A 21,910-nucleotide genomic window follows, 5' to 3' on the forward strand; every position below is an offset into this window, starting at 1 on the left:
AGTCGGGGCGAGGGACCAGCGGACGGCCGCGATTCGCGATCGGTCCGCTGGTTGATTTTCTGACCTGCAAACCTATTGAGTTGCCAACGGTCCTCGGACGGGAACGTGCAGCGTGACCGTTGCGGCATAACTTGTGAACTCGTATTCGTCGGTTTTCTCGTCGTCCGCTGTATAGTGAGCGACGATCAGATACCGATTGCCCGCCTTGGGGACAAACGTGGCCAGCCCGTCGCTGTCGGTGCGGAACTGGAATTCGGGATCGAATTCGCCCCGCAGTTCGGCACCTTGAGGGATGAAGCTGACGACGACATCTCCCTTCGGTTTGCCTTGATGCAGAACCTGCACCGTTACTGGCTGACCAACGGCCGTTTCGGTGAACGGGCACGTTTGCAGCACGACCTCAAACGGCATGCCGAGCGGCTTTTCGTGCGCGTGGCCAACGACCTTCGCATCGTCGATCGATTGGCTGACAAGCACGTAACTCTTCGCCGTGCGAACACCTCGCACGCTCTTGCCGTGCTGCATGACACGATCCAGTTGTACGGAGATGCAGTGGACGCCGGGGGCTTCTGCTAACAGAGGTTGAGTCCAGTAACCTTCCTTTTCCGCCATCGCTGTCGATGTCATTTGGTCGCGTAGATCGACGCGGGTGCCGTCGGGCAATTGATGATCGGCCGAGACCCAGTCGAGCGAAACGAGGCCGGCGAGCTTAAAGTCGCGGTGGTGGTTGCCGTGATTTCCCAAGCAGAGATCGACGTGTACGATTTCGCCCGGTGGCACGACCGGAACGTTGGTTTGCGTCCAGATGTCGTGGGCCGAGGCTGTTAGTTGAGCCAATGCGAAGAGGCTTGTCAGCAAGTAGGTCAGTTTTCGATTCATCGTTTTTTAATCCCAGAAGTTTGGTTTGGTTTGATTCTAGATCTGATATCGCGATAGCCCATTAATACTCGGGAATCACTTGGTTGTCGGCGATCGAGCCGATCAGTTGCCAGGTGTACCGGTCGATCGATTCGGCGACAAATCGCACCGAACCATCGGCTAGCAGCAGCGTGACGCCGCCGGGGTGACGGCTGCGAGCGCTCTTGCTCGCGGCGTATCGTGAATAGCAATCGTTCTCCAGAGCGTTGGGCCCTCGGAAATGATGATAGCCGGTATCGTTGACCGATCCGTCGGCCCACTTTTCGCCGCGACGAAAGATCACGGGACTCGAGTCGTTCAAGCACCAAGAATCGTCGATCGTTGCCGCCGATGCATTCCAGACGGAGGCGAGCAAACCTTCGGGGCTGTTGTTGGCGACGCCTCGGGTGCTGTCGGGACGTCCCGAACCAATCAACGTCTCGCTGAAGGCGGCGGTATGCGAAGTCCCATCAAGGATATCTCGGAATCGTTTTTGCGAATCGATGTAAAACAGGCCGTCGCAATGGACGTACAGACCGCCATCTTGAGCCGTCCCGTTATTGGCGTGGTAGTTGGTCGCGCCCCATTCGTCGCTGATCCGTTCATGGACATCGCTAGGGCACAAGAAAGTCGAGACCTGCGTCGCGACAGCGGCGCCCAAGTCGGGGTGCGTGACGACGCTCGGGGGTGGTCCCACCGAATAGATCAACAGCGGCTGCTGCAAATCGATCGCTTGATAAATCGCCGATTGCTCTAAATAGGGAGTCAGCAGTGCCAACGGTCCCCAGCGGTAGAACGATTGTTCCGAAGGTGGAACCGGTGCTTTGGCTTGGTCTCGCTGCGACGGAAACCGCTGCAGCGTGTCGTGGTGCATGTGCAGCGCCAGCCCGATCTGTTTCATGTTGTTGCTGCACGACATCCGCCGCGCAGCCTCGCGAGCGGCCTGAACCGCCGGCAACAGCAGCCCAACGAGGATGCCAATGATCGCGATCACAACCAACAGCTCGACCAGCGTGAAGCCGGCGCGAGGACGTTTGGCAGGTGAGGTGAAGGGGGAGTTTGATTTCATGAGTATGGAAAGTCTTTTGTCTATGGAGATTGGGTGGATCGATAGCCACGGCGCGATCGCATTTCGGCGCGCGGCAAGCGACGGAGGACAGACGTCGGATCCAGCATCTCGGCACGCGTGGCGACTTGATCGGTGCCAAGCAGCGCACAACGGTCCCTGGGATGGAATTCCGACGGAATCAAGAAACCGATGAAACGATCTGGAAGCTCCCCCGCTGCAAACGCTGCAGCGACGGCGCGGGGGGCGATCCGTGATTTGAAGGGATGAATCAGCCAGCAGGCGTTTACGTCCGGTTCGCCAAGGAACCGCGCAGCCACACTGATTTCATTCACTCAAGACCCGAACCTCCCGGGCGTTGGACGGCAGGAACGGCGCAACGGAGCATCCGAGGATTTCTTCGGCAAAGAAGAACGCGCCTACGGGTAGGGCTGCGCGGGAGCAAATTTCAGAGGATGGGCGAACTGATCGTCGAGCGACGTCCAGAACAATAGCGGCGGCGTGGGAAGCGCCAGCGTCGCTGGAACGATCTCGACAACGACGCTCGAAAGGACGTTCCAGAAGCTATCGATACCGCGACATCGTGCGGCATCCTCCAAGCGGACGATCCGCATTTTAGGAGACTCGACATTTGCCGTATCCGCCGTCGGTTCGTCCGCAGCCGCCTGCGTCGTCTCGCACTGGGAACCACTCGTCGAACAGCAGCAGCACGACTTTTTAGCGGGAGCGTCGTTGGCAGCAACCGCTTCTTTTGAAGCTCTTTGAACGCGAGCGATCAAGAAAGCGGGAGGCAGGACGTCGTTTTCCGCCGCCCATTGCAGCTTCTCCACATCGCTGTGGCAGCAGCACTTATCCCAGCAGAATTCCGCAGAAGAGCAGCCGCAGGGGCAAGCTTCGCAAGGGAATCGCCCGGTTTTCTCGGAAATCGGAGCGTAGGTGGGCAAACCGATTATGCCACACGCCAACACAACCAGCAACGTCAGGCAGATGCCACGTCGGGTTGTCGTCGATCGAATTGGATGAATGAAATCCAAGATAGCTTCAATCTACTAAGGCGTGCCAAGTCAGCTCGCTCCTCACGCTTCCGATCCTAATCAAGGCAGGCCGGTTCGTAAATCACCAGCTTCGTGAAAGGGCCGCGGTATGATGCCGCATCCACCGGCCCACCCTCTCCCTTCACACTGTGCCGGATCGCTCCGAAAGCAACCGTTGCGTTGCGAAGTTCAGGCTCACGGACAGCGTGCCACGCGACCGCAAAGCGAGCTCGTGGGAGGTCCCTTCCGAAGTTTGTGAACGGAGTGCAGAGAATCCAACATGGACTAGGAGAAGCTGAGCGCGAAGACACCTTCGTTTGCGAGCACTGGTCCGGACATGGGGCTTGCGCTCGACTCAGCTCGCATCGTGGTGGGCGAGCGAAGACAAGATGAAATTCTGCAGCCGATTTGCAACGGTGGGTGGAGCCCCGTTGATGCGAATAAAAGGACGATTCAGCACCGCTGAAATCTTGTGCTTGATCTTTGTTGGCGAATCGGTTTGGATGTTCCTATCCTCCGGCCAACAGACTGGGGGGACGGACTGCCTGGGGACATACCGCATGAAAGGCACAGATGTATTGCAAAGATGATTTTCATGTCGAACGATTGGGCGAATGTCGATTCGACTCGCCCCTCTTGCCACTGCTCGATTACCGGCAACATTCGGTCAACTACGTCGAAGAGTCCGACCGAATTCTGGCTGAGAACACCGCTTCGTCGGTCGCGCACTTGCGAGAGACAACCAGCGAACTGTTTGGACTCGAACCGGCCGGCGCGCGGCGAAAGATCTTCTTCAATCCACCGCACACCCGCGCCGGTATCGTCACTTGTGGTGGCTTGTGCCCTGGACTCAATAATGTCATTCGCTCGTTGACCAATGAATTGACCTGCCGCTACGGGATCGCTCAAGTACTCGGATTCAGCAACGGATATCAAGGATTGGTCGAACGCTGTAATCGTCCCACTGTTGAACTGACGCCTCACTGTGTCGCCGATATCCACGAGCATGGCGGCACGATTCTGGGATCTTCCCGAGGGGATCAACGTCCCGAAGAGATCGTCGATTATCTCGAAAAATTGGAGATCGACATCCTGTTTGTGATTGGGGGCGACGGCACGATTCGGGGCTCCATGGCGATCGCCGATGAGATTGCCAAACGGGATCGCAAGATCGGGGTGATCGGGATTCCCAAAACGATCGACAACGACATCATGTTTGCCGACCAGAGTTTCGGTTTCCAGACGGCGCTCAGTCAGGGGACCGAAGCGATTCGCGCCGCGCATGTCGAAGCTTGCGGCGCGCCCAACGGAGTGGGGTTGGTGAAGTTGATGGGGCGGCACAGCGGCTTCATCGCTTGTTATGCCTCGTTGGCGGTGAACGACGCGAATTTCGTTTTGATTCCCGAAGTGCCGTTTTCGTTAGAGGGAGCGCATGGTCTGCTCGCCTGTCTCAAACGACGCCTCGACGACGCGGGACACGCCGTGATCGTTGTCGCCGAAGGCGCTGGCCAACATCTGATGCAGTCGTCCGGCAAGACCGATGCCTCGGGAAACAGTCGGCTGGGCGATGTGGGAGTTTGGCTGAAACAGCAGATCGAAAGCCACTTCACATCCCAAGGAAAAGAGCTGAATCTTAAATACATCGACCCCAGCTATGTCATCCGTAGCGTGCCGGCGAATCCCTACGACAGCGTCTTCTGCTCGCGTCTAGCACACAACGCGGTGCATGCTGCGATGAGCGGCCGCACGCGGATGGTTGTCAGCCGCTGGCACACCAAATTCGTCAACGTCCCGATGAGCTTGGCGATTCGCCAGCGAAACTGCGTCGATCCCAACGGGGATCTTTGGATGACGGTCTTGGAATCGACCGGCCAGCCGCCGCGTTTTGAATAGGACCTGCAAAACAAAAAACGCTCCGTCGACAAACGCTGACGACGGAGCTTTCATGTGCCGGTGGACTACGAAGTCCTTGGGTTCTCACGCCAGCCCCAATCGATCTTTTGGATCTGGCACCGCGTGATGTGAACGACGCGTGTTAAGGAAGATCGAAGATCTTCAACTGAGGTGCGTCGCCCGGCTTGCCGATCAGCGCGATGCCTTGCGTATCGCTCAGCTTGTCCATTTGAGTGACATCAACAAGCGATTCGATCTTTTCAAAAGGTTGGCCAGCCGTCCCGCCGCCACGAACCGGTTCGGTCAGGCCGGGGCCGTCGTCGATCTTTTCGGTGCTGACCTTCATCACGCCGCGTGCAGTGTTGCTGAGCAGCAAGTGCGTGACGCCTTCCTTCTCATAGACGATCATATCGATTGGGCGATTGCGATTGCCGAGTTCAGCGACCGTCTTGCCACGAACTTTTTCACCGCCATCCAACTTGCCGATCGGGAAGTTAACCAATGGCGTGCAAGTGAATCCGGCCAGCAGCGACGGTTCCCCATCGATGTTCAGCGGAACAAAGGTTTGGATCGCTGCATCTTCGACGCGGCCATGCGCGGCGTGGAAGATCTCGACGTTGGAGACGATCGTGTTGTCGGCGAATGGGAACGGGAACTCAACCACTGCCGAAGGGGAATCGCCAGCCGACAGCCCCGAGACGATCACCTTGCCATCGAAGTAGGCGACGTCGGTGATCGATTGGTCGCGGAGGTTGCGTTTGCGTCGCCCCTCGCCACTGATCTTGTCGGCCGGCGGGTTGGGCAGCTGCTTGCGGCCGTGATCGATCTTGTCCAAGTTGATCTTCTGAAACTGGCCGTCGCGATTCATGCGAACCAAGCCACAGCGATTGTTTGCTTTCACCGAAAAGGTCACGTTGCCGGTCTCTGGATTGACCGCCATGTCACCAATTTCGAGCGCGTCGGCTTCGGCGCCGATCGCTGCGGCTAACTGGCCGCGCAGATCTTTGGGCAGCGAGTTTTGCAGATCGCCATCGACCTGTTTGTCCTCGGTTGCGATCGCGTAAACGGCTGCAGCCTTCGGATCGCCAATGATCAGAACGCCGGAAGTGGCGAACGTCATTGGGCCCAACGATTGCAGTTCAACGGGGCCAGGAGAAAGTCCACTGGCGGCGTAGCTTGTCGCCGAACCAAGTGAGATTGCCAGCAGCGCGGCGAGCATGACACCAAACCGACCATTGCGAATCGACATCCGACAGATTCCTTGTAACGAGGTGGGGAGATTTGACCCCGCGAGTATATCACGCCGAATGGGGTCTAGGTAACGTCGCCTGTCTTGAGCACTTCCGTTCCGGTAGGGCCGAGGCTAACGAGCCGGTGGGGCGACTTCATGCAGCGTCGCGCCGACGTCTTCCGCGACGACCAGGATTGCAAACTTCTCGGTTGTCGCGAGTTCTGGTGTGCTGAGCGATGTGTAATCGAAACGGCCGCGCAGGTCGGTGTAGCCATCTTTATAAAACCGGATTTGGCCGTCGCGGTGTTTCGCATACACCTTCACATACGCACCGCTGATCGGGCTGCGGTTGCCGGCCTGCAGCACCTGAACCTGCCCAAACGCTTCGGCTACGTAAGTCGTGAGATTCCCGCCGTAGTAGAAGATCGTTTGCCGCACGCCCTGTCCGGAGACTTCGACCAGCAGCGTCTGTTTCACCAGTTCGGGCGACAACCGATATTCGAGCGTCCCGCTGGCCGCTTGCAGCGTCAGCGGTTCGCTCGCATTGGCGGCGATCATTGCCAATTGGCTGACGTCGTTCTGGATGAACGGCGTCTTGCTGAACAACAGTTCGAGATCCATCGAATAGAAACGGATCTCCGCTTGCCGAATGTTCTGGTGCCGGATCAGAACGGTATCTTGCCGCAAAGCCAATTCGATCTTCGGCTCGTTGGCCGCCGATTGACTCTGCGCGTTGTCGCGTCCCCAAACCGAGAGGTCGGCAGCGTCGGCGGTCGGCAGCGCGTCGACGGGACGCTCCGCCCCCGCGATTTCCGCTCCCGACATCAGCACCCGCCGCTGCTCCAATTGGTTGCTCAGCTCGGTAAACCGCTGACGCCAGCGTGGGATCGGGAAGCCTTGGTAGTTGTCGGCAATCGCTGCAGCCCGCCTGTAATCCTGAGCGAACAGTGCCAAGTAGGCGTCCAGGTAATCGTATTGCAACTGCGGCGTCGCTTCGTCGCGAGCAACCGCTTCAAACCGCTGGATCGCTTCTTCGATCCGGTTCTGAATCAACAGGTAATAACAAAGCGCAAGCTGTTGCTCGGTCGAAGGCTTTTGTTGATGCGACAAGACGGTCATCAGATGCCGATACTGCTGCAGCAGTCGATCGTTCATGATCTCCGGCTGATCGCGAAGCGGATGGATTCGCGACCGGACCAACGGCGCGTATTCCAAGTGCTCGTACAGATCGCGGTCGACAGGATCGATCGTCAGCAGATTCGACCGCAACACCGGACCGCAAGCGGCGACAAATTCGTTGTCGTTGGAAATCAGTTCGGTGATCCGCGGTGCATCCTTGTGATACACCGCGTATCCCCAAACGGTTTCATCCCAAACCTGGAATTCGGTCATCGCGCGAAGCACGACGTCGTAGATCGCGCGGTCGCGCAAACGGGGGGCGACGTGTGTCCAATCGAGCTTCCGCAGGTTGGCGGTCTTCAAAAAGTTGGCGATCTTCGCGGCGTCGCCACGCAGCGCGATGTATTCCCACGTCTCTTCATCGATCTGCGTCGGATGGTCGACGACGCCAAAGGTGCGCGGGTCGCCCGAGGCGAGCGCCATGCCGTCGGCGGAAACGCTGGCCGGATAATGTTTGAACTGGCCAGCCGATGGGAAGTAGAACTGGTACTCGAGCGTCTGCGTGGCAAACGGTTCCAATTCCAGTTGCCGGCTGTCGGTCTCGCGGCCGCCCCCCAGCGGCATCGCGCCGGCGGGGATCTGCCACAGGACATCGATCCGCTGGATCGTAGGAGTCGGGTTGGTCAAGACGATCTGGCCGAGATAGGGCTGCCCAACCAAAAACTCCTCCGGCGCGAACGCTGTCGGTTTCTCATCGTCTCGCTCGCTGTCGGCTTCAAAACGTTGGCCGACCAGCACCGGCGAATCCCCATCCAGAGGACGCACTTCGCGCAATTGTTCGGTCACGACCGCCACGGGATGTGCCGGCGCGAACTGCGGCTGGTCCTCTCCGGTGGGCAGATCGGCGTCGCTGGCGAAAGGGAGTCCCGTCGTCGCAAGGGCGATCAACGCGGCGGTCCGCGTTTCGGTGGGGACCAGCAGTTCGCTGCTGACAAAAGGTTGCGTCCGATCGTGCTCCGCAAGATGCTGCCAGAACCGACCGACCGGTACGAGGTCGGGTGTTTGTTCGATCCGTCGGATCCGATCGTATTGGCTTTCGGCCCACTGACGCGTGGCGGGCAGCGGCCGGAAAAAGCCGCGACCGGCAACGCGCTGCAGGTCGCTCTCCCCATAGAACAGGCTCATGTCGGAAGCTTCGTCTTTGGATAGCTGTGCTTCCACTGAACGCTTCTTGCGTCGCATCAATTGGCGGACTGCGGACCCCGCTTTTTCATCGGCTTCCATTTCGGGCATTGCGGAGAGCGATTCGGAGACCACGCCGTCGGCGAATGCATCGCCCATGCCCCCCATGCCCCCTCCAAATCCGAACATCACAGCGCCCCCCTGGTCGTCCAGTTCCAGTCCCAGCAGCGCCGCATCGATCCGGCTGCGGACCGCGTCGAGGTCTTCGTCTTGAAGTGCGATCCGATTGGCGAACTCGCGCACGACCGCGGCTCGAGCCGAATCGAGCCGCATCGCCAGCAACGCTTTTTCAGCAGCGTTTAACTGCTCATATTTCCACAACTGGGTGTAAGCCGACAGATCCTCTTCCAACAGCCAGCGATCGACAAACGTCTTCTCCAGCTTGTTCTTCAGATAGGGAAGCACGACGGCATCGAAGAAGGGGCGATCCTTGTGATACAGGAACAGATGCAGCTCGTGGCACGCCAAGCGTCCGTAGAGATCCAAACGCTCTTCATTGCTCAGTTCATGCCATCGCGACAGCGGTTCGAACTCGATCCATCGTTCGTCTTCGACGACGCTGCTGTACAACCGATACAGATCGCCGATGGTGGAATAGATCTGCATCCGTGCGGCTCCCAGTTCGCTGAGATCCAAGGGATTCGCTTGCGAAGCGATCAAGACGGCGCGGGTCTGTGACAGCCGTTTTGCCGGATCCAAGATCGTTCGCAAACGGAGGTCGTTCGGTTGCAGTTGCGGAAGGTCGCGCGTGACGGTCTGTTGCACGATCGCGATCGGGTCGCTGACGACGACGCGGATCAGCGAGGCATCGCCCAACGCGTTCAACGGAATCGATAGACGCCCGTTGGCGTCAACTTCCAAGTTTGTCAGCACGATTCCCTGCGTCGGCAGAAAGTCCCAGCTGGCGGAGAGCGAAAGCGGGTGTCCAAAGGGCTCATTGCGGTGCATCGAATCGGCGGCCATCGGCGGTGCGGCCGCGGCGCGACTCTCCATCACATCGCCAGCCATCGCATCTTGGCGAGCGTTTTCGGTGGTGTCGGTTTCCCACGGATTGAGGATCAGCGAGGGCTGGGGCAACAGATTGCCCGGGTATTTGGTCGCATTGCGACGCCGCAACACATATTGGTACTCCTCGTCCAACCGTCGGTCGCTGACAAAACCGCTGGCCGCGATCACTCGCGGTTTGATTCGAGGCGAATAATCGTCCAAGCCGAGGGCCGCAGCGGGCGATTCGCCGGGAAGGTAGCGGCCGCCAAACAGATGGACGCGCGAGAGCGGATTGGCACCGGCCAGCTGAACGACAAAGGCGTCCCCTTCGACAGCCGCTTTGGCGATCGATGTACTGAGCGGCGGTCGGCGTTCCAGTTCGCGCGTCGGGCCCATCAAATAATCGCCGGCGGCAACGCCCGCGGTGACGCGGATCGCAAGCGAACGGTTCTGATCGTTGTCGACCAACCGATAATCACCTGCCAGCAGCGATTTCAGTCGCACCGCACCATCGCGAACCGATAACGCTTCGTCGACGCTGGCGTACGGTTGGCCAGCCCGTTCCTCCCAGATTCGGAATCGATCGGCGTCCCCCTCGAGATCGCTCGCAGGAATCGCGATCTCGGTCTCCGCCAAGGCGTGGATCTCTGCGGGCCAATGCGATCCCGATTCACGCAGCGACCAATTGCGCGAGGGCAAGCCGCTGGAGACGGCGGCCAGCGAATCGATGCCCGACAGCGGCCCCAGATGCAGCGTCCCGGTTTCATCGGTTTGCAACGTCACATCGACGTTGTTGTTGCGGTAGCGATGGCGAAGGCTCAACCGGACCGCTTGGCCGACCAAGGGTTCGCCGCTGCGGCCGCGGGCTTCGATGGACCAACCGCCGTCGTGTCGCGCCAAAAACAGGTCGGCGATCGCGTCGGTCTTCTCCGTTTCGTTGATCTTCCACGACTTGATCGTCGAAACGTCGACTCGCTCCCCTCCGCTGCGACTGGGCACTCGGCCACTGACGCTCGCGGTGATCTCTACCGTCCGCCGTGGGACGCGGAATTGGATTTCGAGTTCCCGGTCGAGAGCGAACTCGAGCTCCCGATACCGTTTGGTGGTGACGACGCCATCGAGATCGGTCGCGGTCACTTGAACTTCGATGTCTTCGACGAGCTTGGGATCGATCGGCCGATCGGCGACCCACAGTCGCGGGCGGATCAAGATCTCGGCCAACTTGCCCGGTTGCAATTGTTGCCGATGGGTGTGGAAGCCCGCTTCCAATTTGTAGCTATCGTCGCGGTGGCGGAACTTGATCGGCATCGCAATCGCGTCGTCGATCAAAATCGCATCGCGCGTGGTGGTCTCTGCGGCGAAGGGAACGATGATCGTGCCCGATTCATCCGCCGTAAATTCCTGCGTTCCAATTTGCAGCCGCGCTTGCGATGCAGGTTTTCCATCCTCGCGGAGGACTTGGAAGCGATGCCCCGCCGCGCCGATGGTCTCTGCAAATCGCAGGTCGCCACGGCGGATCAGGGCACGCGATCGCCGCCCGCCTCCCAACAGATCGACAACCCAGACACCACGCCCCTGAATCTCGGGCAGTTCGATCCGCTGGCGATGACGCCGCAAAGCGGGCAAGTCGTACTTCAGCGATCGACTGTGGTTGGCGACCAGTCCATCGAGATCGATCGCCGTGCTCAGCGGTTTGCGTCCTGCGCGGCAATAGGCTTCGGTGTTGATCCGATAGATGCGGATCATCAACTCGTCGACGTTTTTGATATCGACATGCAACGCTGCCGGTTCAGCGACCGATTGGTACTGCGAATTGGTCGCCGCCAACGTGACTTCGACTCGCTCTTGCAACGCCTTCTGTTCTTCCGCCGTCAACAGGGCAAACCATTGGTCGCGCGGCTCGATCCCGGCCAGCAGCTTCGTTTCGGCAAACAGACTGCGAAGATATTCAGGGCGCAGGTATTGGGCGAAGGCATCGGGCGAAGCGGCATCGCGGAGAAAGTGTTCCAGATAAGCACGGACCAGCGGTTGGTCGTCGCCGATCGGTGGCAGCATCGCTTGCGACCGGTAGTCGTGGTCCAGTTCCGCGATCGCGCCGCCGAGGCTGCGTTCGATCAGTTTCGGCAAAACGATCGGACTTTGCCGCGGCAGCGCCAGGTAGTCGAGAAACCGCTGCTTCTGGAACTGTTCATTCTGTAGATCGGCGGCAAGGCGATGATACAGAACCGACGCCTTCAGGCTGTTGTAAGCATCGGGCAGCGTCCGGACAAACTCTTCGGCACGCTGTAGATAGTCTTGGTAGACCTCAGGTTGTTGGCTCGGATCGCTGTCGGCCGACGGACGCAATCGCAGCAGGATCGCGGAAACAAGTTCATCGTCGCTGGCGACTTCTTTGACCTGCTGGCGGACTTGTCGCAATTCATCCAGCGTGAGGACGTCGTGCACCGGAAGATCGCCAAACATCCGGTCTTGTGGACGCCGCTGTTGCAGTTCGGCGACCACAAGATCGACGATTCCGGGGAGCCCCGGTTGGTCGAGACGTTCCAACAACCAACGCAAGGTCTTGGGGGAGACGACGTCTTCGGGTTGCTCCACTTCAGTCCAGATCTGCACCAACCTTCGCAGCCCCGCGGGTGTGAGCGTCTCGCGGCGCTTGGCAGCTTCGAGCAACAGTTCATCGCCATCGATCAACGCCCTATTTAAGGTTGCAGGCAATTGCCGTTGGCCGCGGACGCGAGGGGGTTGGTGGTCGAGGTCGACGTTCAGGTGACGCCGCAGGTATTCGAGCGTCCGATCGGGAGTCGCTTCAAATTCGAGCAGATGCTGTCGATGCTGCATCCCCAGCAGCCGCGGGTCTTGCTTGAAAACGTTGTCGGCGGACCAGTCGGCAAGGTAGGCCGCCGCCAATTCGGGCTGCCCCATCGTTTGATGGTGTAAGACATGGAAGTAGTAATAGTCTGCCGAACCGGGGATCAGGTCCTGCAAAAATCGTTGGCGGTCGAGTGCCAATGCGTAACGCTCGATCGATCCGATCTCGGCAGCCCGCGCCGTTCGATGGGGGATCGAAACCATTCCAATGAACAATCCGATCAGCAGCACCCATTGTTCAACGACGTGAAGTGACATGAACGTGTCTTTCAGAAGAGAAGAAGTGGTTGACAACCACGGGACAGCCAAGGTTCGCCGCCTCGCGTTCCAGATCGATGGCATCCGGTCCAGTTTACATCAAGACAGACGCAAGCTTGGGGGGCCGGTTCCCAAAAAAGAAGACGAGCGGATAAATGTGCCAAATTTGCGGGGGGCTAAGGGATTTCTCCGAGACCTTGGAGCGCCGTGTGGGTTTAAGAAGCATCAACTCATCCGTTCTCTAAATCAACAGCAGCACGCCGGGCCGATGTCGGTTCGGGCTCCGCTGCCCGCTTCACATTGGAGGTCCATAAGCATGCTTCGTGATCTATTAAAGGCAACTCTGTTCGGAACGGCGATCGCGATCGCAACAACGTCCGCAGTCTTCGCGCAGGACGAAGATCGAGAGCGTGGCGACGACGCGCCTCCGCGTCGCCCTACTGGCGAGCACCGTCGACCGAGCGGAGATCGTGAAACGCCGATGCATGGTTTTGAAGGCGAACGTCGTGGGCCGCGTGGGGACCGAGGTCCGGGTTCGATGGAGTCGCGTGGTCGTGACATGAAAGGTGGCGATGAATCGCGGCGAGATCGCTTTGATGGCGAACGTCGTGGGCCGCGTGGGGACCGAGGTCCGGGTGCGATGGAGTCGCGTGGTCGTGGCATGAAAGGTGGCGATGAATCGCGGCGAGATCGCTTTGATGGTGAACGTCGTGGGCCGCGTGACGGCCGGGGTCCGGGGTCGATGGAGTCGCGTGGTCGTGACATGAAAGGTGGCGATGAATCGCGGCGAGATCGCTTTAATGGCGAACGTCGTGGGCCGCGTGACGGCCGAGGTCCTGGTTCGGTGGAGTCGCGTGGTCGCGACATGAAAGGTGGCGATGAATCGCGGCGAGATCGCTTTGATGGCGAACGTCGTGGGCCGCGTGACGGCCGGGGGCGCGACGCGTTGGAATCGCGTCACCACAAGATGAAGCGTGGAGAAGCCGCGCCGTGGCATCGTTCGTATCGCGTGGCGCGTAGTGAACAGGGACCCGGCGCGATGGAATCAAGGCACCACCGTCGAGATCGTGATTGCGAAGCGACGGGGACGCGTCATCAGGGGGAAAAGGGTTTGAAGAAGGGGAAAGACAAGTCGAAGCGGCACGAGAAATCAGCCAAGCATCGTGGCGGCAAAGATAAAAAGGTTTCGGCGAAATCGAAGGATGGAAAACGCGACGGCTCAAAGAAGGGGAAAGGGAAGGGAAACGGAAAGAAGAAGCATCGCGACGGGGATCGCGGGAAAGACCGAAGGAATCAATAGCAGTAATAGATGACGGTGACGTCGGAACGAAAGTCGTTCGGATGTCGGTTTGAGCGAACAGAGGCTGCCCCAATCGTGGGGCAACTCACGGTAAAAAGAACGGCCAACCGCCGCTTGGGTACGACCCAACGCGGCGGTTTTGTCATACCGGTTCTGGTTTCCCAGTCGTGAAACTCGGAAGAATCGTTGCTTTTGAGCCGAATTCGGGCGAGAATGTGGCTTACGATTTGGCTTTGACCGTCGTGGCAATTAGGATTCATCAGTAGCAAAATCCACTCAACGGCGGTCTCCCTCTTCGCTTGTCAAGTTTTCTTGGGCTTCCATGAATCAACTGTGCACTTTCATTGTCCTGACCGCCAGTCTCTTCGTGGGCGTCGCCGCTTCATTGGCTCAAGCCCCCGCAGCGATCGACGACGCGGCCCGTTTCGCTCCGGGAATCGTTCGCGTGATCGAGCCCCCGCCGGAGCCTGACGAGACGTTTTCTGGTCCGCTTCCGCTGCAAGAATTCCTCGCCAACAATCCGCAAATCGATTGGAAGGCTCCCGATTTCCCCGAGGGGCAGCCTTTTTTCAACTCGCGCAGCCGAACCCTGATCGAAAAAGCAAAGCAAGTCACGTTGCGCCGCGAAATCCATGGGTTTGAATTTGCTTTCAAACCGATGCGACAGATTTATGTCGACATTCCGCAGGCCACCGGCGTGATGAAACGCAAGCTGATCTGGTACATGGTCTTCCGCGTCCGCTACCGTGGTGGCGACCTGCGATCGAAGGAAGTTGTCGACGATTTTGGCAACAAGACCTACCCCGATATCGAAGCGATCGCCTACAAGCAACGCCGCTGTTTCCCGATGCTGGTCCTTTCGAATCACGCCAAGGGGAAAGAATACATCGATCGAGTGTTGCCAACCGCTCGCGAACCGATCGCACGGCGCGAACAGATCCGTTCGAAATTGCATAACACCGTGGAAATTGGAACGTTAAACATTCCGCGAACCACCGATCCGGATGCTCCTGGCGTTTGGGGCGTGGCGACTTGGGAAGACGTCGATCCTTCAACCGACTTTTTCTCCGTCTACGTTCACGGTTTGACAAATGCTTTCCGAACCGCCCAATCGAACGGCGAAGAGAAGGTTTTGCGAAAAATTTTGCAATTAAATTTCTATCGGCCTGGCGACAGTGTGCGTCAACTGGCCGATGAAATCAGGTTCGGTGTCCCCGCTTACGAGGATCCGACCGAACAAAGCTACATATTGAAGCAATATGGACTTACCGAACGGCTTGATTATCAGTGGCTTTTCAGGTAAATTCCCCTCTTCAATTCACAAAATCCCAAACCACCTGGGCTTGTCTGCGTCGCAGATTGGTCCGCAAGCAAAGATACAGGAAGCCCCACAATGGCGCATAAAAAGGGACAAGGCTCCAGCCGTAACGGTCGCGATAGCAACGCACAACGTCGCGGAGTCAAGAAGTTTGGTGGTGAAAAGGTCACTCCTGGCAACATCATCATCCGTCAAGTTGGCACCAAGGTGCATCCAGGACGTGGCGTTGGCATGGGCAACGACTACACGCTGTTTGCGTTGATCGACGGCGTGATCAAATTCGACCGTGAAGGTCGCCGTGTCAACGTTGTTGACGCTGCCTAGTCGACCGCGTTTCACGCATCCGATTTAAGTTAAAACGATCAACGGCTGTATCGCGTCTATCGCGGGACAGCCGTTTTGCATTGGTATTCTTCCAATTGTTCCATGTTCGTGCGGCGGGCAAGAGTTCTCGGCGCCATCATTAGGCCTCTCACTATGTTCGTTGATCGCGTTGAAATCGAAGTAACCGGCGGCAAAGGCGGCGATGGTTGCATGAGCTTCCGCAAAGAGAAGTTCGTCCCCCGCGGCGGTCCCGACGGTGGGGATGGTGGCGGTGGCGGCAGCGTGATCCTGGTCGCACGCGACGGCGTGAACAGCCTGAACGATTTCGCGGGCCGCAAGTTCTGGAAAGCCGAACGCGGATACCATGGCTCCGGTGCCAAGCGAACGGGCCGACATGGTGATGATCTGGTCCTGTACGTGCCTCCAGGCACGACGGTCATCGATGCCCAGCAGGGCTTTGTCATTAAGGACATGATCAACATCGACGACACCGTTGTGGTGGCGCGAGGCGGTCGAGCCGGAAAGGGAAACACGGCGTTTAAGACGGCCACCAACCAAGCGCCGCGTGAGCGTTCGTTGGGGGAACCGGGGGAGGTGCGCAATCTGATCCTGGAACTGAAATCGATCGCCGACGTCGGTTTGATCGGTATGCCCAACGCCGGAAAAAGCACGCTGTTGAGTCGGTTGAGCCATGCACGGCCAGAGATCGCCAATTATCCGTTCACGACGAAACATCCTAATCTTGGGCAGGTGAAAGTCGATCGCGATCGATCGTTTATCCTGGCAGATATCCCCGGTTTGATCGAAGGGGCTCACGAGGGAGTTGGTCTGGGGCACGAGTTCTTGCGGCACGTTGAACGGGCCGGAATTCTTGTCCATCTGGTCGAGCCCGAACCGGCCGACGCGACCGATCCGATCGAGAATTACAAGTCGATCCGCCACGAACTGACCGAATACACGAGCCAGTTGAGCGAGCGTCCGGAGATCGTCGCCGTCACCAAATGTGAACTCCCATCGGCCGATGAGGTCTGCCAACGGATGGCCGAGGTCGTCGACCAACGCATCCATCGCATCAGCGCGATGACGGGCGAGGGGCTCAAAGATCTGTTGGAAGCGATTGTCGCCGAACTTCTCAAGCGTCCGACCGAACCGGTTTCCGGTGTCGCGCCGACGGCCGACGAAAGCCCCAAACCGAAACGTCTTCCACCGCACTTGGCGGGGCCAACGTCGAAGCTTTCCAATGAGGTTCAGGCGCAGGACTATGTTCACGAGGAAGAATCTCCGTGAGCCAACGGTTTCGCATCGCCGTGGACGTTGGCAATTCCTCGATCAAAATCGCACACACTCCGCCGCAAAATACGCAGCACGATGTCGACCTGTGCATTGTCCGGGTCTCGTTAACGGGGACCGATTGGCAATCGCAGATGGCGGCGCTGGCGGGATCTTTCCCGGAATCGAGCGGCTCGGTTCAGTGGTTGATCGCAAGCGTTAATTCGGTGGGGTGCGATCGATTAACAACTTGGATCCAACAGCACCGGCCAACGGATCAGGTGCGTGTCATCGATCGCGCCGATGTGGGGATCGAAACCGACGTCCGGATGCCACATCGCGTCGGCATCGATCGATTGCTGGCCGCCAAAAGCGGCTTTGATCTGGCGAGCGAACGTTCGGCGATCGTGATCGACGCCGGCACGACGATCACCGTCGATCTTGTTTCGGCCGCAGGCGTCTTCCGCGGCGGCGCTATTTTGCCTGGTCTGGGACTACAGTTTCGAGCGCTCCACGAAGCGACCGACAAGCTGCCGCGATTGGAGCCTCCCGACGACCTCGCGAACATGGAATCGCCGGGCCGTGATACGCAAGCCGCGATGGAACTGGGCGTTGTATCGGGCATTGTCGGGGCGATCGATCGCTTGATCGAATCTTTCCAAACCCAGTGCGACGTGTCACAAATTTTCTTAACCGGTGGTGATGCGAAGCGGTTGTCCCCGGCGATTCGCAGTTCTCACCGGATCGTCGCCGATATGCCGCTGCGTGGACTCTACGGCATCGAACTTTCCGCCCCCCATTCGCCATGAACGCTTCGGCAAACGATCCCCTGCTGCGTACCTGCGTACTGACAGCGATCGGCCGTGGCGCGATCGCAACGATCGCCCTGTGTGGCGCAAGGGCCAGCGAGGTGGTTGGTACATTCTTCCGTCCCAACGCGGGAAGCAATCAGTTGCCGATCGATCGCATCCGTTACGGCATCTGGAGCCGGGAGCCCGACGGCGAGATCGGTGAATCGATCGTCGTCTGTGCGACAAGCGAAACGGAGCTCGAAATCCATTGCCATGGCGGCCGCGCGGCGGTCGAAGCAATCGTCGGCGACCTCGTCGCGTCGGGAGCGGAGCGGATCCGCGGTGAACAATGGCTTCAGGGACGGTCGGATAGCTATTTAAGCAGCGAATGTCAGGTCGCTTTGGCCGCGACGCAGACATCAACAACTGCGGGGATCGTGTTGGATCAAATCCGCGGCGCCTTGGCGACCGCAACGCAAGCGGCGATCGAACAACTTCAATCGGGGAACGTTCAAGAACCGGGCCAAGCGATTCAAGACCTGATCGATCGATCCTCGCTCGGGCGCGGCGTTCGCCAACCATTTCGCGTCGTGATCGCTGGACCGCCGAACGTCGGCAAAAGCAGTCTGTTGAACCGGTTGCTCGGTTACGATCGCGCGATCGCCTACGATCAACCTGGGACCACCCGCGACGTGTTATCTGCCAGCACAACGCTTGGCGGCTGGACGATCGAGTTGCGCGATACCGCGGGGATCCACGAGACCGATGAAGCGATCGAGCGGGAGGGAGTTCAGTCGGCTCGTCGCGAAGTTCAGTCGGCCGACGCGGTCTTGGTGGTCGTCGATGCGTCGATCGGTTGGACAATTCAACATGACGAGATTGCCAAGCTGGTATCGGATCCCATCCGAGTCTGGAACAAAGCCGACTTGATCGATCCCAAGGCGATGCTGTATTCCGAGGAAAGGGTCTTTACCAGCACGGTGTCGCAGGCGGGTATCGACGACCTGATCACAGCGCTCTTGCAGCGACTGATCCCGCTGCCTCCGACACCTGGAATGGCTGTACCCATTACTGAGCGGCAGATTGATTGCCTGCATGAGGCTCGAACTGCAATCGCATCAGGCGACATGGCGTCCGCAATCGTTCCCTTGCAGCGTTTGCTGCAAGGATAAGCATTCAACGCTGAGGAGCGGGAGCGTCTACGGCTTCGCTGACTCATGTGGCCAGCGAAGCGAACTCAGCTGCCCAGGCCTAGCGACGGTCGCCAAGCGCCCGGAACAGGAAGTAGGCCAGCGTCATCAGTGCTTGCAGCGTGGCAGCGACGTAGGTCAACGCCGCAGCGTTGAGAACCTTGGAGACGAAGGGCAGATCCCGTTCGGCGATGATTCCCTGAGCGACCAACTGATGTTTGGCGCGGTTGCTGGCGTCAAATTCGACGGGCAAGTTGATGACTTGGAAAAACGCGACCGCAGCAAATGCGATCACTCCCACCCAAACCAGCGGTTGCAAACCAAACGCCAATCCGACCATGGCGACCGTGCCGCCGAGCCCCGAACCGATTTTGGCCGCAGGAACTGCCGCGTTACGGATCACCAGCGGTGCATAATGCATGGCGTCTTGCATCGCGTGCCCTGCTTCGTGGCAAGCGATGCCGACGGCGGCCATCGAATTGCCGCTATAGACGTTGCTGCTCAAACGCAACACCTTGGCGCGAGGATCGTAGTGATCGGACAACTCTCCCGGCGTCTGTTCGATGCCAATTTGTGTCAATCCGGCCGAATCGAGCATCGCGCGGGCGGCTTGGAAGCCGGTCATCCGGGCCGGCATCTGGCTCATTTCATGGTAGGCGCTTTTGACCCGCCACTGGGCAAACATTGCCAACAGCATCGGCGGGATGACAAACAAAAACCAAATCGGATCGAAGTACATTTCGGTAACTGCCAAGGATATGAAATCGCGAACGGAAGCCTGCCACGATGGCACGGCGACGTCAACGGTTCCCTTGCTAAATGCAACTTGCGTGCCAATTCACCCAAACCACGTGGCTTCCCACCGAGCAAGGGGCCAGGCGACGCCAGCCCGATCTAAAGATTCACAATCACGGCGTCCAAGGCGACGCTGTCGCGAGGATCGTAGCGGTGGAAATAACGCGCGACGCGACGCGAAAGGACGTCCAGAAAATCGCGACGGAACTTGGCTTCGGTCGTTTCCGAGGCATACTTGCCGGTGTGTACGGGGAAGGTGAAATCGTCCAGGCTGCGGCGAAATTCTTTTCGCCCACTTTTTACATCGTAAACCGTGGTCGTCACATTGGCTCGGCCGCGATAAAGTGTTTGCCCTTCGCGCAGTTTCAAGCCCGTCAGCTCGATCCCCAGCACTTTGTCGGCCTTGATCCCTTTGCCCAGGGCGATGAAGTCGACCTGTTCCCAGCCGTTGATGTCTTTCCAGCTGTCGATCTCTTCTTCAGCGATCAATTTGATCCCGTCGACTTCGATCTCCAGGTATTCGCTCACTTTGCGGGTGAGCGTCCGCGAGGTGATGTCGTCGCTGTACTGGCTGCCATCGGTGATCACGACGACCGCGGTTTTGGTGCGAGCGAGATCTTTGTATTCGGCCGGTTCAAGGTCCGCACCGACGGCGTACATGATCGACGTCAGAGCGCTGGTGCAGCCGAGTTGAGCAAAGATTACCAACGCCAATAAAACGCAACCGATCAGCTGCGTGAAACGAGGTCTCATGGGGATTCCCTTCGCCAATGCGACTTCCAAAATTGATTCTGTACCGCTCAAACGAGCCGGATAATCCAGTCGACCAGGGCAACGGATAGCGCACCGATCAAACTGATTGCAATCCACCAGGTCTGCTGTGGATCGACTTGCCGGCCGCTGTATCCGACGCGGGCGGCCCCCACGCCAACGACAGTGGCTAGCACCGCCAACATGAATCCGCCAGGATTCACGCGGAGGCTGGAAACCCATTGCCCACGCACGTAGTGCGACCACGATGTCGTCATACCACAGGCTGGGCAACGCATTCCCAACAACACACGAAACGAACAAGGAGGCAATCCGAGCTGGTGGTGAGTTCCAAGTCCCGCCGCAGCGGGACGCAACCAAGCGGCGGTTGCCAGCATTGCGAACAAACACATCGCCAGTCCTATCGCTATCGTTCGACCTCGCCAGCCGAAAAGCCTTCTTGCTGTGGCGACCTTAGCGGTTTGAGACGTCTCGACGCAAGAGACGTTCGCCGAACGTTCGGCTTCGCTAGTCACCGCTTCTCGGTCGCCAATTTTCGGAAGTAGGCTTCGATCGCTTCGCGGTAATGCGTCGGCAGATCCTGGCTGATCTTTTGCAACGCCTCTTGTCGCTGGGCTGGCGGAAGATTGCCCCAACCATCGCGATCGCCCAATTTCTTGCGATCGATGTCCCCAGGGCCGCTGCCGCCCGCGATTTGGCTATCCTCCATCGCTTTGGACTGCGAACCCCCTTGGCTGCCGCTTTGAGCTTGCTGCATTTGCTGCTGTTGTTGTTTTTGCTGCTCCTCCATCTTCTCAATCATCTTGTCCAATTTATCGATGATTTGTTGCTCGCGTTCCACAACCGGATCACCCGAACGGCCCAGGTCCAAACGACGGGAGACATCGTTCATCAGTCGTGCGATCTCGTCGAGCGAGTCTTCTTTGAGCGGTTCGATGTCGGCCAGCATCAATTCCGCGGTCCGTGTGAACCGTTGAGGAATCTGTTCTTTACGTTGCAATAACGCCGTAAGATCTTCGATCGCTTCGTCCTTCTTCAGCAGCGCGTGATAGCACGCTCCGCGATAGAACAGCAATTCCGCGGGGGCGACGACATCGATGGGGTCCAGCGATTGCATCAATGGCAAGGCCTCGTCGAACAACCGCACGCGGACCAGCGCCCGACCCGCCCACAGCCGCGCTTGGTCGCGCACCGACGGGGCAAATGCGATGAAGGGATCGTCGCCGATCGCACCGGGGGATCGTTCGATCTGTTGCAATTTATCGGCCAGTTTTGGCAGCGCGGCGACGCTCGCTTCCATAAACATATCCAACCGATCGGCTTCGTTCGCTTGCATCATCTCCCCGAGCGAAGCGAGCGCGGCGGCCAGTTTGGCCGGATCGAGCCCCTGTTCGGTCAAGCCCGATCGCATCGTTTCGGCGATCCGTGCATCGTCGGCCAACGCCCATTGGGCTTCCTGCTGCAGCGAATCGTCCGCGGCATGTGACCGCAGGGAGGATGAAAACGTCCAGACAACCAACAGAATGGCAACGTGGGCAGCAGCGCGTTTCATCGGGC

16 protein-coding genes are annotated in these 21,910 nt (G+C 58.7%); 7 read left to right on the plus strand and 9 right to left on the minus strand.

Going from position 1 to position 21,910, the window contains the following annotated elements; genetic code table 11:
* Window positions 1-72 precede the first annotated feature (72 nt).
* The 3 genes from Poly24_RS09885 to Poly24_RS09895 all read right to left on the minus strand — a co-directional run bounded on the left by Poly24_RS09885 (window position 73) and on the right by Poly24_RS09895 (window position 2,997).
* Complete coding sequence (locus tag Poly24_RS09885; protein WP_145094056.1) at window positions 73-879, minus strand: DUF4198 domain-containing protein; 807 nt, start codon at window positions 877-879, stop codon at window positions 73-75.
* A gap of 61 nt (window positions 880-940) precedes the next feature.
* Window positions 941-1,966, minus strand: a complete 1,026-nt coding sequence (locus tag Poly24_RS09890; RefSeq protein ID WP_145094059.1) for a DUF1559 family PulG-like putative transporter — start codon at window positions 1,964-1,966, stop codon at window positions 941-943.
* 416 nt (window positions 1,967-2,382) lie between these two features.
* Window positions 2,383-2,997 (minus strand): hypothetical protein, encoded by a 615-nt coding sequence (locus tag Poly24_RS09895; RefSeq protein WP_231753558.1) that lies wholly within the window; start codon window positions 2,995-2,997, stop codon window positions 2,383-2,385.
* 573 nt (window positions 2,998-3,570) lie between these two features.
* Between Poly24_RS09895 and Poly24_RS09900 the strand changes: the two genes are divergently transcribed.
* On the plus strand, window positions 3,571-4,890 hold the full coding sequence (locus Poly24_RS09900) for an ATP-dependent 6-phosphofructokinase (protein WP_145094065.1): 1,320 nt from the start codon (window positions 3,571-3,573) through the stop codon (window positions 4,888-4,890).
* Between the two features lie 142 nt (window positions 4,891-5,032).
* Here Poly24_RS09900 and Poly24_RS09905 read toward each other — a convergent pair whose 3' ends face one another.
* Window positions 5,033-6,139, minus strand: coding sequence for a hypothetical protein (locus Poly24_RS09905; protein ID WP_145094068.1), 1,107 nt, complete (start codon window positions 6,137-6,139; stop codon window positions 5,033-5,035).
* 114 nt (window positions 6,140-6,253) lie between these two features.
* Complete coding sequence (locus Poly24_RS09910; protein ID WP_145094071.1) at window positions 6,254-12,595, minus strand: hypothetical protein; 6,342 nt, start codon at window positions 12,593-12,595, stop codon at window positions 6,254-6,256.
* A gap of 316 nt (window positions 12,596-12,911) precedes the next feature.
* Between Poly24_RS09910 and Poly24_RS09915 the strand changes: the two genes are divergently transcribed.
* The 6 genes from Poly24_RS09915 to Poly24_RS09940 all read left to right on the plus strand — a co-directional run bounded on the left by Poly24_RS09915 (window position 12,912) and on the right by Poly24_RS09940 (window position 18,769).
* A complete protein-coding gene (locus Poly24_RS09915) occupies window positions 12,912-13,895 on the plus strand; it encodes a hypothetical protein (protein ID WP_145094074.1) in 984 nt (327 codons plus the stop codon).
* A 322-nt stretch (window positions 13,896-14,217) separates the two neighbouring features.
* The gene (locus Poly24_RS09920) at window positions 14,218-15,198 is read left to right on the plus strand and encodes a hypothetical protein (protein ID WP_145094077.1); all 981 of its coding nucleotides are present in this window, start codon (window positions 14,218-14,220) and stop codon (window positions 15,196-15,198) included.
* Between the two features lie 90 nt (window positions 15,199-15,288).
* The gene (rpmA, locus tag Poly24_RS09925; protein ID WP_145094080.1) at window positions 15,289-15,537 is read left to right on the plus strand and encodes a 50S ribosomal protein L27; all 249 of its coding nucleotides are present in this window, start codon (window positions 15,289-15,291) and stop codon (window positions 15,535-15,537) included.
* Between the two features lie 153 nt (window positions 15,538-15,690).
* On the plus strand, window positions 15,691-16,824 hold the full coding sequence (obgE, locus tag Poly24_RS09930) for a GTPase ObgE (RefSeq protein WP_145094083.1): 1,134 nt from the start codon (window positions 15,691-15,693) through the stop codon (window positions 16,822-16,824).
* Window positions 16,821-17,615, plus strand: a complete 795-nt coding sequence (locus Poly24_RS09935; protein ID WP_197452463.1) for a type III pantothenate kinase — start codon at window positions 16,821-16,823, stop codon at window positions 17,613-17,615. The genes obgE and Poly24_RS09935 overlap by 4 nt, the downstream gene beginning before the upstream one ends.
* Complete coding sequence (locus Poly24_RS09940) at window positions 17,612-18,769, plus strand: GTPase (protein WP_145094089.1); 1,158 nt, start codon at window positions 17,612-17,614, stop codon at window positions 18,767-18,769. The genes Poly24_RS09935 and Poly24_RS09940 overlap by 4 nt, the downstream gene beginning before the upstream one ends.
* A gap of 79 nt (window positions 18,770-18,848) precedes the next feature.
* Here Poly24_RS09940 and Poly24_RS09945 read toward each other — a convergent pair whose 3' ends face one another.
* The 4 genes from Poly24_RS09945 to Poly24_RS09960 form a co-directional block, all read right to left on the minus strand.
* A complete protein-coding gene (locus Poly24_RS09945) occupies window positions 18,849-19,541 on the minus strand; it encodes a zinc metallopeptidase (protein WP_231753559.1) in 693 nt (230 codons plus the stop codon).
* Window positions 19,542-19,681: 140 nt separating this feature from the next.
* Window positions 19,682-20,335 carry a hypothetical protein gene (locus Poly24_RS09950; RefSeq protein ID WP_145094092.1) on the minus strand — a complete coding sequence of 218 codons (654 nt, stop codon included), beginning with the start codon at window positions 20,333-20,335 and terminating at the stop codon, window positions 19,682-19,684.
* A 47-nt stretch (window positions 20,336-20,382) separates the two neighbouring features.
* Window positions 20,383-20,745 carry a DUF2752 domain-containing protein gene (locus Poly24_RS09955; protein WP_145094095.1) on the minus strand — a complete coding sequence of 121 codons (363 nt, stop codon included), beginning with the start codon at window positions 20,743-20,745 and terminating at the stop codon, window positions 20,383-20,385.
* Between the two features lie 119 nt (window positions 20,746-20,864).
* Window positions 20,865-21,905 carry a hypothetical protein gene (locus Poly24_RS09960; protein WP_145094098.1) on the minus strand — a complete coding sequence of 347 codons (1,041 nt, stop codon included), beginning with the start codon at window positions 21,903-21,905 and terminating at the stop codon, window positions 20,865-20,867.
* Window positions 21,906-21,910 lie beyond the last annotated feature (5 nt).

Origin of the sequence: Rosistilla carotiformis (genome assembly GCF_007753095.1) — a bacterium.
In the GTDB taxonomy this organism is placed as follows: Bacteria; Planctomycetota; Planctomycetia; order Pirellulales; family Pirellulaceae; genus Rosistilla; species Rosistilla carotiformis.

What these genes read in the sequence shown, in the direction of transcription:
- Poly24_RS09955 (WP_145094095.1), bottom strand. Translation starts at nt 20,745, where the DNA reads ATGTGTTTGTTCGCAATGCTGGCAACCGCCGCTTGGTTGCGTCCCGCT.
- Poly24_RS09890 (WP_145094059.1), bottom strand. Translation starts at nt 1,966, where the DNA reads ATGAAATCAAACTCCCCCTTCACCTCACCTGCCAAACGTCCTCGCGCC.
- Poly24_RS09950 (WP_145094092.1), bottom strand. Translation starts at nt 20,335, where the DNA reads ATGAGACCTCGTTTCACGCAGCTGATCGGTTGCGTTTTATTGGCGTTG.
- Poly24_RS09900 (WP_145094065.1), top strand. Translation starts at nt 3,571, where the DNA reads ATGTATTGCAAAGATGATTTTCATGTCGAACGATTGGGCGAATGTCGA.
- Poly24_RS09905 (WP_145094068.1), bottom strand. Translation starts at nt 6,139, where the DNA reads ATGTCGATTCGCAATGGTCGGTTTGGTGTCATGCTCGCCGCGCTGCTG.
- Poly24_RS09920 (WP_145094077.1), top strand. Translation starts at nt 14,218, where the DNA reads ATGAATCAACTGTGCACTTTCATTGTCCTGACCGCCAGTCTCTTCGTG.
- Poly24_RS09940 (WP_145094089.1), top strand. Translation starts at nt 17,612, where the DNA reads ATGAACGCTTCGGCAAACGATCCCCTGCTGCGTACCTGCGTACTGACA.
- obgE (WP_145094083.1), top strand. Translation starts at nt 15,691, where the DNA reads ATGTTCGTTGATCGCGTTGAAATCGAAGTAACCGGCGGCAAAGGCGGC.
- Poly24_RS09910 (WP_145094071.1), bottom strand. Translation starts at nt 12,595, where the DNA reads ATGTCACTTCACGTCGTTGAACAATGGGTGCTGCTGATCGGATTGTTC.
- Poly24_RS09915 (WP_145094074.1), top strand. Translation starts at nt 12,912, where the DNA reads ATGCTTCGTGATCTATTAAAGGCAACTCTGTTCGGAACGGCGATCGCG.
- Poly24_RS09885 (WP_145094056.1), bottom strand. Translation starts at nt 879, where the DNA reads ATGAATCGAAAACTGACCTACTTGCTGACAAGCCTCTTCGCATTGGCT.
- rpmA (WP_145094080.1), top strand. Translation starts at nt 15,289, where the DNA reads ATGGCGCATAAAAAGGGACAAGGCTCCAGCCGTAACGGTCGCGATAGC.
- Poly24_RS09960 (WP_145094098.1), bottom strand. Translation starts at nt 21,905, where the DNA reads ATGAAACGCGCTGCTGCCCACGTTGCCATTCTGTTGGTTGTCTGGACG.